This window comes from Nostoc sp. S13, assembly GCF_029379315.1.
Taxonomy (GTDB): domain Bacteria; phylum Cyanobacteriota; class Cyanobacteriia; order Cyanobacteriales; family Nostocaceae; genus Nostoc.
This window is the reverse complement of the sequence record NZ_JAQYWQ010000018.1, coordinates 63,002-73,884: the sequence shown is the minus strand read 5'-3', so window position 1 is coordinate 73,884 and position 10,883 is coordinate 63,002. Positions and strand designations below refer to the sequence as shown.

Annotated in this window: 14 protein-coding genes; 9 read left to right on the top strand and 5 right to left on the bottom strand. The window is 41.0% G+C overall.

The annotated features are described in order from the left end of the window. The first annotated feature begins 252 nt into the window (after positions 1-252). From PUQ00_RS08980 to PUQ00_RS32750, 3 genes are all read left to right on the top strand, one after another. The gene (locus PUQ00_RS08980; RefSeq protein ID WP_300415251.1) at positions 253-465 is read left to right on the top strand and encodes a hypothetical protein; all 213 of its coding nucleotides are present in this window, start codon (positions 253-255) and stop codon (positions 463-465) included. Positions 466-558: 93 nt separating this feature from the next. Further along, positions 559-1,110, top strand: coding sequence for a serine/threonine-protein kinase (locus PUQ00_RS08975; RefSeq protein ID WP_300415249.1), 552 nt, complete (start codon positions 559-561; stop codon positions 1,108-1,110). Between the two features lie 111 nt (positions 1,111-1,221). Then, on the top strand, positions 1,222-1,497 hold the full coding sequence (locus tag PUQ00_RS32750; protein WP_366145950.1) for an HAD family hydrolase: 276 nt from the start codon (positions 1,222-1,224) through the stop codon (positions 1,495-1,497). A gap of 123 nt (positions 1,498-1,620) precedes the next feature. Here the strand turns inward: PUQ00_RS32750 and cysK are convergent, their stop codons facing one another. Beyond that, positions 1,621-2,580, bottom strand: a complete 960-nt coding sequence (gene cysK / locus PUQ00_RS08970) for a cysteine synthase A (RefSeq protein ID WP_300415247.1) — start codon at positions 2,578-2,580, stop codon at positions 1,621-1,623. 1,021 nt (positions 2,581-3,601) lie between these two features. Here cysK and PUQ00_RS08965 point away from each other — a divergent pair. The 6 genes from PUQ00_RS08965 to PUQ00_RS08940 all read left to right on the top strand — a co-directional run bounded on the left by PUQ00_RS08965 (position 3,602) and on the right by PUQ00_RS08940 (position 6,930). After that, complete coding sequence (locus tag PUQ00_RS08965; protein WP_300415245.1) at positions 3,602-4,024, top strand: hypothetical protein; 423 nt, start codon at positions 3,602-3,604, stop codon at positions 4,022-4,024. Positions 4,025-4,063: 39 nt separating this feature from the next. Continuing rightward, on the top strand, positions 4,064-4,345 hold the full coding sequence (locus tag PUQ00_RS08960) for a hypothetical protein (RefSeq protein ID WP_300415242.1): 282 nt from the start codon (positions 4,064-4,066) through the stop codon (positions 4,343-4,345). Positions 4,346-4,347: 2 nt separating this feature from the next. Continuing rightward, positions 4,348-4,659: a hypothetical protein gene (locus PUQ00_RS08955; RefSeq protein ID WP_300415239.1), complete on the top strand. Its 312-nt coding sequence runs from the start codon at positions 4,348-4,350 to the stop codon at positions 4,657-4,659. A gap of 447 nt (positions 4,660-5,106) precedes the next feature. Then, positions 5,107-5,469, top strand: a complete 363-nt coding sequence (locus PUQ00_RS08950) for a hypothetical protein (RefSeq protein WP_300415236.1) — start codon at positions 5,107-5,109, stop codon at positions 5,467-5,469. 89 nt (positions 5,470-5,558) lie between these two features. Beyond that, complete coding sequence (locus PUQ00_RS08945) at positions 5,559-6,566, top strand: LLM class flavin-dependent oxidoreductase (protein ID WP_300415233.1); 1,008 nt, start codon at positions 5,559-5,561, stop codon at positions 6,564-6,566. Continuing rightward, positions 6,556-6,930 (top strand): hypothetical protein, encoded by a 375-nt coding sequence (locus PUQ00_RS08940; protein ID WP_300415231.1) that lies wholly within the window; start codon positions 6,556-6,558, stop codon positions 6,928-6,930. Before PUQ00_RS08945 ends, PUQ00_RS08940 begins: the two co-directional genes overlap by 11 nt. A gap of 314 nt (positions 6,931-7,244) precedes the next feature. Here PUQ00_RS08940 and hypB read toward each other — a convergent pair whose 3' ends face one another. Genes hypB through hypD form a run of 4 tightly spaced genes read right to left on the bottom strand, consistent with a single transcriptional unit; the run spans position 7,245 to position 10,752 of the window. Then, positions 7,245-8,060 carry a hydrogenase nickel incorporation protein HypB gene (hypB, locus tag PUQ00_RS08935; protein ID WP_300415229.1) on the bottom strand — a complete coding sequence of 272 codons (816 nt, stop codon included), beginning with the start codon at positions 8,058-8,060 and terminating at the stop codon, positions 7,245-7,247. After that, positions 8,051-8,392, bottom strand: coding sequence for a hydrogenase maturation nickel metallochaperone HypA (gene hypA / locus PUQ00_RS08930; protein WP_300415227.1), 342 nt, complete (start codon positions 8,390-8,392; stop codon positions 8,051-8,053). The genes hypB and hypA overlap by 10 nt, the downstream gene beginning before the upstream one ends. Before the next feature lie 20 nt (positions 8,393-8,412). Further along, positions 8,413-9,516 carry a hydrogenase expression/formation protein HypE gene (hypE, locus tag PUQ00_RS08925; RefSeq protein ID WP_300415225.1) on the bottom strand — a complete coding sequence of 368 codons (1,104 nt, stop codon included), beginning with the start codon at positions 9,514-9,516 and terminating at the stop codon, positions 8,413-8,415. A 57-nt stretch (positions 9,517-9,573) separates the two neighbouring features. Continuing rightward, positions 9,574-10,752, bottom strand: a complete 1,179-nt coding sequence (hypD, locus tag PUQ00_RS08920; protein ID WP_300415223.1) for a hydrogenase formation protein HypD — start codon at positions 10,750-10,752, stop codon at positions 9,574-9,576. Positions 10,753-10,883 lie beyond the last annotated feature (131 nt).

The window sequence follows — 10,883 nt, the reverse complement described above, 5'->3', positions numbered from 1 at the left end:
GTACAGAATACCTTTCCTGTATTCTGACGACTGGCACCTTTATTCTGTTCGATAAAAAATACTCAGCTACTTCTTGTGGGGTGGGCATCTTGCCCGCCCCACAATATTGGATAATTTATGTATCAAAATATTACCTTGGAGTGAATTAGTATTCGTAATATCTCGTAAAAGTCTGTATAGTTTTATGTCAGATATTACAAATCTAAACTGGCATCGGCATATTAAGAATGCTTAATATTGCAATAAAAAACAATGACAGCCACTTTATCCGGTTATCAATTCCTCGAAACTCTTCACTCCGGTAGTAAAACCGTCATTTATCGTGGACGGCGGGAAACTGATAACGCCTCCGTCATTGTCAAAACTCTCCTGTGCGAACATCCACCCCTAGAAGACATTGCTCGACTGCGCCACGAATATCAAATCATTGAGTTGCTGCGAATTCCTGGCATTGTTAAAGCCTAGTAGTTAAAGAATTATCAGCATGGTCTGGCTTTGGTTTTGGAAGATATTCCGGGTTGCTTGCTCAAAGAACTGATTGCGATTTAAACAACCACCTTGATTACTTTCCTGAAGGTGGGGATTAATCTGGCACAGATTTTAGGAGAACTGCACGCCCAAAAAATTATACATAAAGATATTAAGCCGCACAATATTCTAATTAATCCCGAATCTTTTGAAGTCAAACTGATTGACTTCAGTATTTCCTCGCGCCTTGATCAAGAAAATCCCACCTTGAGCAATCCTAATTTGCTCGAAGGTACTCTTGCTTATATGTCGCCTGAGCAAACAGGCAGAATGAACCGGGTGTGCGACTATCGCACCGACCTTTATTCGTTGGGTGTCACTTTGTATGAAATGCTGACAGGTACTTTACCCTTTGATGCTATTGACCCAATGGAGTTAATCCACTGTCACATCGCCAAAATGCCAGCTGCACCCTGTCAAGAAACCGTGTGTCGGGTTCTGGAAGATGTGCCAGAGGCGATTAGTGCAATTATTTTGAAGTTATTAGCGATAAACAGCAGAGAATCGGTATCAAAGCGCTTGGGGACTGAAAGCGGATTTAGAGGAATGCTTGTTTCACCTTCAAGTGAGTGGCAAGATTGAAAACTTTGTACCGGGAAGATAGGACAAATCTGGGCATTTTTTGATTCCGCAAAAGTTGTACGGACGCGAAGCAGAAGTCGCAACATTGATGGCTGCATTTGAGCGTGTGGCATTGTCACATCCCAGAGAGCAGGAGCGGCGAAACCATCAGCAGAGATATTTGTGTACGCATGTGAGGAGCTTAGAGAATCTGCATCAGATTGCATCTACATCGGGGATAACTTGAAGTTGGATGCAATGGCTGCGACAAAAGCTGGAATGCTTGGAGTCTGGCTTGACCGAACACAGAGGACTTCCGAGCTTGACTTCTATGATGGGGACAAGATTAATAATCTTTCGCAGATACCTGCGCTATTGGCAAAGCTAACAAGGACAAGTACCGAATGAAACGCTAGAGCCAGATGAGAGAGACAGGGAGGTTATTACTCCCTTGTCCCTCCGAAGTTCTGATGCCTGCGGCGGGCTGCGCCAACGGAGGAAGCCTCCGCTCAGACTTCTCTCCTTGTCTGCTTAACGTACCCCAGCAGTTTCTAAAGACAAGTCTTGAAACATGGGTGTACTAAGGTAACGTTCGCCAAAGGAAGGCTGAATCATCACGATTAAACGTCCGGCATTTTCTGGACGTTTACCAACTTGGATTGCGGCGCACAAAGCTGCACCAGAGGATATCCCAGACAATAAGCCTTCTTCTTTTGCCAAACGGCGCCCATAGGCGATCGCTTGTTCATCGCTGACTCTTATTACTTCATCAACCAATTCTAGACGGAGAACATCTGGGATAAATCCGGCACCAATACCTTGAATTTTATGTGGCCCAGCTTCACCGCCAGAGAGGACTGGGCTATTGCTGGGTTCAACTGCGATCGCTTTAAAAGTCTTCTTACGCTGTTTGAGTACTTCTGCAATCCCAGTAATCGTACCACCAGTACCTACCCCAGCAATGACAATATCTACCTCCCCGTCTGTATCTGCCCAAATTTCTTCTGCGGTGGTTTCTTGGTGAACTTTGGGATTGGCAGGGTTGCGGAACTGTTGCAGCATGAAAGCATTGGGAGTATTAGCCACAATTTCTTCGGCTTTGCGAATTGCTCCCCGCATTCCCTCAGCACCTGATGTCAACTCTAATGCTGCACCATAAGCTCTAAGCATGGCTCGTCGTTCTTGGCTCATTGTCTCTGGCATTGTTAAAATCAAACCGTAACCGCGTGCTGCTGCTACCATCGCTAGAGCAATACCTGTATTACCGGAAGTAGGCTCTACTAAAATGGTTTTTCCAGGGGAAATTGAGCCAGCTGCTTCTGCCGAGAGTACCATACTTAAACCAATGCGGTCTTTCACCGAAGCCGCCGGGTTCATACCTTCTAACTTGACAACTATCCTTGCTACTACTCCCTCAGCTTGAGGAATCTTGTTCAATTGAACTAAAGGAGTTCGTCCAATCAATTCTGTTACGTCTTGAGCAATCCGCATTATTTAACTCCTAAAATCCTAATACTTAGTACAGAGTATTTACTTATAACAATAAGCTTTTGTGTATTTAATTTGTAGTTTAGTGTCAATGAGTGCATATACTATGTATTCTAACTAAACCACCAAATATGAAAGTTTAGGAAGAACTTTTATGAGATATTCCCATTGATTCTCACTTTAACAGAGGTCTAGGTTGCCATACCTCTATTTTACCATTTAGAATTGCTGACTATTGTCTCTTGGGCTGAGATTTAATTTCTGTAATTCTGTATATATGAATAATTTTTACCATTATTTTCTTTTTGTGATGGAATTACAATTTACTTTCAAAACATTTAATTGCTTTTCCTAATTTATTAGTCTATCTTTATCAGGAGATATTGATATTGTCTTTTGAGTGCAGGTTTTTCCCGCTCAAAATTATATCAAAAACAGTCCTTAACCATTGCCTACAGTGCTTTAAGGTTGAGTGCAAAAACACCAGAACCCCACCTCAAAAAGACTAGAACCCCGTTCTAAAAACACTAGCACCCATACCCCAATAAATTTTTGTAAGACTTATCAGGTGGGAATTACAGGCTTTGAGTACTATTCTAATGAATTTAATAATCTTAATGGGGCTGGGGTAAACTGTTTTGTGGAGAGCGGCTGATATAAATCGTATAGGATTTACGCAGAGATTCCCCTCTACCCCCCAACATTCCTGAGCGAAAGCTTAGTGAACTAGGGGGGACTTCTTAATCTCTCTTTTGAGAGTTGGATGAAACCACATTCTTTGAATCTGAGTGCGTTATTTCTAACTGATTAATCCGACATTTTCTGAAAAGTTTAGTAACTTTTCAGTGGTGAGTGGTCAGTGCTAATTAGAAAAACAACTGACAACTAACGATTGTGAAAATTACCATTTACACATATTTTAATATCAAAACTGTTTGAGAGGTAGAAATATATAGCTACTTTAGATAAACAGCAAAAGATATTTTCTTACTGGGTGCATACTACCTAGCAAGGGAGAGCTAAGATGAAAACCAAACTTTTAAATGTTCTCACAGTTTGCGTAGTTACCTTAGCAGTGCTTTCTCCAGAACTAGTAATATTTGGCATAGTTTGGGAGCGACATCTGGAGTTAGTAAAATCCCAGAATTTAGCCTGCGAAGTCAACAAGACTAGTACAGACGCTTCTGCCTTTCCTTCCCAGACCGAGGGTACACATTCCCCTCAGACTAGTATCCAATCCTATGACCGTAATGTGGTTCATCAAATGCTCACTGTTGCTGAACAATATAAATTTGCCACTATCCTGCAATGGTTCTTCTTGTTAACCCCTATTTGTATTGGGTTAGCGATTCTCTTTTACGACAGATATCTTGTTCATCGTGCGGCTGTTTTAAGAGAACAAGTTGAAATGTTGGAAAGACTGTGGCAGCAAAGTATCGAACAGTAACCAATTCATAATTAACTCACTCAAATCAAAAAAGTTACCATGACAGAACAACGCGAACAGCTGTATTTTAATCTGATTGATGAGTTACTTAAATGCCCTAATGGTCAGGAACCAGAAATTTTAGAATCTAAGCCAGAATTGATTGATTCTGGTTTAGTACAAACAATGTTACAAGTAGCAACTATGTTTGCCCATGAAGGCAATCAAGATGGTGCCCAATTTTTATTTTTTGTGGCGCGTGAACTAGCTAAAGAACTGGGTTTATACCCTGAAGTTCCCAATACTGAAGCTTCCAACCCTGAAGCTGCAAATAAGGAGTAAAAATGCTGTTGACTTCAACGGATGCGGGACAAATAGCTTTAGAACTGCTGATGGCAGATTGGAATATTTCAGAAGAGAACAGAGAGTGGTTCACAATCTTTAACTCTCGTTTGATTGGCGAGAGTTGGTACACCGTGGAATTAGGTGTACAAGGATTTCCAGATCGGTGGTTTATTCAAGTATATGACAATGGAGTGTGTGACCCAAACTATACATTTATTTCACCGATTGGTGGTTTGGAAGGATTTACGGACTTTATAAATGTGCCGGATATCGTAGCAGAGGTCTTAGTTTGTGAACGCAATGCTCGATAATAATAATTAAAAATCCAAAAGTTAGAATCCAAGAATAATTCGTAATTACGTAATGACGCTCGTTGCGCTAAAGCGTCTCCCCGAATCCTATGCGTGAGAGGCTAGCGCCTGCCGTAGGATGCCCGTTCGCTAAGGGAATTCGTAATTAAATTAAAGGTGAGAGGAAGTGACCTGTACAAGTCGTACCATTGATTATGGGTAGGTCTAAATCTTAATCTATATATAACATAATGACGTTAGCGCAATACTAGCGAGTCCGCGAACGTCATTAGTAATTACGAATTAGGAATTTTGAATACAAAGAAAAATGCTTTAGGCAAATCTGAGGTGATACCAAATAAGGTAGACCTCTTTTTTTTTGTCATGTAATATTTAATATTTTATTTAAGCTTAATCAGCTATTTTGTCATATTTAACTGACAAAATTATGTTATATTAAATAGCGTGATGGACGCTACAGAAATATCAGTTCCAATGATTGCTGAAGATATCTTAGCCAAAGAATTCACAAGAGTCGTCAACCATTACTACCCGCAAGTTGGGGAATTACTAGATGGGTGTTATGTGAAAGTGATCACCTGTTTTTGGGGACGACCTGCCAGACGTTTGCAATATATAGGAATTTATTGCTCTGACGAAATGATTTCCTGTGTACAAGCTCAAAAAGAAATACTCAGAGAAGTAGCAGACAACATGGGTCTAATCCAGGTAGTCTGCATGAATGCCAAGCGATTGTTGCGCGATCCGATGTCGAAGCTCAAACACAACAACCCACGCCTGTGGTTGGAGTTGCAGTGGGTTGCAACTTAGTGATTAATCGCATTAATTCAGAGGGGAAAATGCGATAGACCACTCGAATAGCCAGCACCTACGGTGAGTACAAAGGATCAACGCAAGTAATGAAAACTGGAATTTTCTGCAATTACGATAATTATCATCAAGATGCTCGTCGTGCCATCTTTGAGCAAGTCACGCTGGTAAAACAGGCAGAAAGCTTAGGTTTTGAAGAAGCCTGGGTGAGTGAGCACCATTTTAGTGAATCCAATCTCAGCCCGTCCATGTTGGTGTTAATGGCACACTTGGCGGGATTGACTTCAACTATCCAATTAGGCACTGCGGCGGTGTTACTGCCATTCCATAACCCGATTAGGGTAGCGGAAGATATTGCCACTTTGGATAACCTGTGCAATGGACGATTATTATTTGGAGTTGCCAAAGGCGGCCCCTTTCCCCAACAAAACAAGCATTTTGCGACACTACCAAGTGAATCGCGTCCCAAGATGCTGGAGGCGATCGCATTGATTCAAAAGCTTTTATATGAAACTGATGTATCATTTAATGGGCAATATTATCAATGCGATCGCCTGACAATTTACCCAAAACCATTGCAGAGTAAAGTACCAGTGTATGTTGCTACTGGCGGGGATGACGGTATCGAGTTTGCCGCTAAACATTCCTTCAGCTTGATGGGTGGGCCGCCATTTTCCCTAGAGAGATTGAAGGATACTGTTGGCAAATATCGAGCCTTAAATTCTAGTGGTGCGGAAAACTTTGTGCTAGCACGCTTCTTTTTTGTTGGCAAAACATTTGATGAAGCAGTGAGTGAGGCATTACCTTTCATTCGCCAATTTAGCCAGAAAATGAAAGCTAATTCAGCTCAACTATTGCAGAATAGTGCGAATCCCAACCAAAAACCATTTGATCGGACAAACATTTGTTTCGACGAAGACTATTTAATTGAGAACTCAATTATCGGTGATGTGGAGACTTGTCGAGACAAAATCAAGAAATTTCAGGACGAATTAAATTTAGGTACGCTAGCACTCAAACCTTCCTCTGCGGATATGCAAAAAAACCTGGAGAGTTTGACGCGCTACAACCAAGAGGTGCGAAATTATGTCTTCTAAACTATACCTGCTTCCTCCCGATGATTTACCTCCCGCTGAGGTAACGAAACAGGATGGAATGTTGCAGATGGAACTAGAACAGTCTACTGGCAGATGCTTTTATCAAGCCTGCGATCGCATTACGCGAGTATTGTTATCTAATTGTCAGTGGTATCTCACAACAAATGCTAGCATCCTAACATTAATTATAGACTGCCCCGACATATTATCTTACTGGCATATCGTCAGCAATATTCCCCAATTAGGTAATAGGTTAGAGCGGTTTGCTAAGAATGGCAAAATCCGCGTTTATCCGCCCTTTGGCAAAGGGATGCCGTTTGAAATCAGCGTCAATGAAATATCAGCTTATCGAGATTGGCTTTGAGGCAAATAGGTATGAACTGGGAATCACAGAAAATATAGCTTATTCATCCTTATCGCTGTCTTCCACCCTGTACTCCTGTGCAGGGTGTTGTAATTTTAGGAGAGTTACAATATAGTCTGTTTTTTATTTTTATTTTATATAAAGAGGTATTTGGGGCTGGATAAGTACCGTAATCAGACGGTTTAAGAGGCTAGTTAAATTGAAGTTAAATCTTATATTGTTTTATTTAAAATAGGTTTTAGTTTAAACGCAGAGGGACGCATTCGCAAAGCGTCTCGCAGAGAAGGAAAGTGCAGAGGGGCGCAAAGTTTTTATTATAACGATACAGTTAGCCATGCATACCAATTCTCTAACCCAGCACCAGTAGTTGCAGAAACCTGAAAAATCTGAATTTGGGGATTTACTTGTTTAGCATATTCTATGCACTTTTGAACATCAAATTGCACGTAAGGGAGCAAATCAATTTTAGTGAGAATCATGATGTCACTAGCACGGAACATATGCGGGTATTTTAGCGGCTTATCTTCTCCTTCTGTCACCGAGAGAATCACGACTTTTGCATTTTCTCCTAAATCAAATAAGGCTGGACAAACCAAATTTCCCACATTTTCAATCATCACAACTGAGTTTAGCGGCGGATTCAGTTGTTGTAAACCCCTATCTATCATTGAGGCATCTAAATGACAGCCTGTTCCAGTGTTTATTTGGATGACTTTGGAACCTGTTTCTTTAATTTTTTTAGCATCGTTAGCAGTTTCTTGGTCGCCTTCAATGACACTAATAGATAACTGATGTTTTAAATCATTGATGGTTCGCGTTAAAAGAGTTGTTTTCCCTGCACCTGGAGAACTCATTAAATTTAATGCGAGAATATTTCGACCTTTAAACCATCCCCGATTTTGGGCAGCTATCAAATTATTTTTTGCCAATATATCCTGTTCTAAGGATATCGTTGTGTTGTGTATTTTGGCATGAATTTGAGATGCTTCTATATGAGTGTTGTGACTGTGTGAATGAGTGATGACAGTACCATCTGGTAAAGTATGATAATGGTTATGTTCAGCTTCACCTGTTTGCAAATTGGTAATTTTAGTTTCGCCATCATCAGAACAACCGCAGGTTACACACATAATTCCTCTATTTCTATTTCTTTAATTTTAAGTTCTTCACCAGTAATTAAATCTAATTGCACACTACCGCAGTTACAGATACCAAATGGTTTATCTAGAGCAATTTCTGCACCACATTGCCGACATTTTGCTAAACCTGGGATTTCTAAAATTTCTAATGTCGCCCCTGCTAAAACTGTCCCTTGAGTGCAAATATCAAAACAAAATCGGATAGCGTCGGGCATAATGGCTGAAAGTTTACCAATTTCTAATAAAACTCGCTGCACTTTTGCGCCTTTGGCATGTTCAGATACAATTGCCACAATATTTTGAGTAATTCCCAGTTCGTGCATACTACAAAATCTATTAAAGATTAACAAATTCGTGGCAATTGGTCGCCTACCAACATATCAACAATCCTTTCAGCACCAAAAACTGTTTTTAACAAAACGATACCTGGGGGTGAAGGAATAACTTCGCCAATGATACAAGCATCTTTTCCGGCTGGATGTAATTTCATAGTAGATAAAATATTGTCAGCATTCTCTTTTGGAGCCACCACAACTAACTTACCTTCATTAGCTAAATACAACGGGTCTAAACCGAGAATTTCGCAAACTCCGTTGACTTCTTCACGTACTGGAATAGATTCTTCAAAGAGACGAATCCCCACATTAGAACTGAGGGCAAATTCATTTAATACTGTCGCTAAACCACCGCGTGTAGCATCTCGCATAGCATGAACTTGGGGACATACATGGAGAATAGTTTCTACTAAACTATGCAACGGCTGACAGTCACTTTCAATATTAGTTTCTAAGGCTAATTCCCCACGGGCAATTAAAATCGCTGCTCCATGATTACCTATTTTACCATTAATTATTATGGCATCTCCAGGTTGAATATTGTGGGCGGAAATACTAACTCCTCGTGGGATAATACCAATACCAGCAGTATTAATAAAGAGTTTATCGGCAGCACCACGATGTACAACTTTTGTGTCACCAGTGACAATTTGAACACCAGCTTTCTTGGCGGCTGCTTTCATGCTGGCTGCAACACGCCGCAAGGTTTCTACAGGTAATCCTTCTTCTAAAATTACGCTACAAGTTAGATATAAGGGTTTAGCACCGCTGACAGCTAAATCATTAACTGTGCCGTTGACGGCTAATTCTCCTATGTCACTACCGGGAAAAAATAACGGGTCTACAACATACGAATCTGTAGTAAATGCGAGTCTGTCTCCTTGTTGTAGGAGAGAGGTTAAGTTGAAGCTGGCTTGGTCTTCTAATTGGGAGAGAATCGGGTTATCAAAATTGCTGACAAAGATATCATCTATTAAATCACGCATGGCTTTACCACCGCTACCATGTGCGAGAGTTATATGAGTATCTCGCACTTTTCCTTGGCGACGGCGGATTTGTTCCATTTTTTGAAATAGGGGATTTTGTATTAAGTTTGTGGGGGAAATATTCATAACTTTTTTTAAACGCAAACGCACGCAAAGGGAAGCGCAGAGGTAGGCAGAGTAAGATTAGTCTGAGGAGAAGCCGCAGGCGGGGAGAGGTTCTTGAGTTATTTTTGGTTTTTGGGCGATTGTTCTTTTGGCAATGGTGGAGAGTCGCCCATATTTGTAATAGGCTGCACAAGCGCCTTCGGAAGATACCATGCAAGTACCGATTGGTGTTTCTGGTGTGCAAGCTGTACCGAATACTTTACACTCCCAAGGTTTTAAGACTCCTTTAAGGATTTCTCCACATTTACAAGCTTTATGGTCGGCTACTTTGAGATTAGGAATGGTAAATTTAAGTTCGGCATCAAATTGGGCATATTCAGGTTGAATTTTTAATCCTGAATGGGGGATGTCACCTAAGCCGCGCCAATCAAAATTATCTCGCACGGCGAAAACTTTATTTATGGCTTGCAGGGCTATTGTGTTTCCGCTTTTTTGGACAATTCGGTTATATTGGTTTTCGACTTCACAACGATTTTCTACTAGCTGTTGCAATAGCATCCAAATTGATTGGAGAATATCTAAGGGTTCAAATCCTGAAACGACTATTGGCTTATTATATTGTTGAGAAATGAATTCATAAGGGTCAGTGCCAATTACCATACTGACATGTCCAGGCCCAACAAATCCATCAAGTTGTAAGTCGCGATTATCTAATAGTGCTTTGAGGGCGGGAATCACGAGGACATGATTGGAAAACAGACTAAAGTTATGAATTTCTTCGGCTGCTGCTTGCAGGATGGTGAAGGCGGTGCTGGGGGCTGTGGTTTCAAAGCCTAAGGCGAAGAAGACTACTTGTTTGTCAGGATTATCTCTAGCAATTTGCAGGCTATCTAGGGGAGAGTACACCATACGGATGTCTGCGCCTTCTGCCCTAGCTTGCAGTAAATTCGTTTTGGAACCGGGAACTCGCATTGCATCGCCAAAGGTGGCAAAAATGACGTTATGATTTTGGGAGATTGCGATCGCATCATCTAATCTCCCTTTTGGCATAACGCATACTGGACAACCAGGCCCATGAATTAGTTCAATGGCTTCGGGTAAAATTTCTTCAATACCATATTTAAATATAGAGTGGGTATGTCCGCCGCATACTTCCATGATTTTGATGGGTTTTTCTAGCTGGTGGCATAATTTGGCGATTTCGCAGCATATGACTTCGGCTTTTTCCGGTTCGCGGAATTCGTCAACATATTTCATAAGATGTGTATCAGTTAATTTCGTAATTTCGCTTTTGTGGTAGAAAGTTTTTTTAACGAACCGCAAAGGACGCGAAGGGCGCGAAGGAAGGAGGAAAGAAAGAAAGAAAGAAAGGCATGAGTTTTAGACTC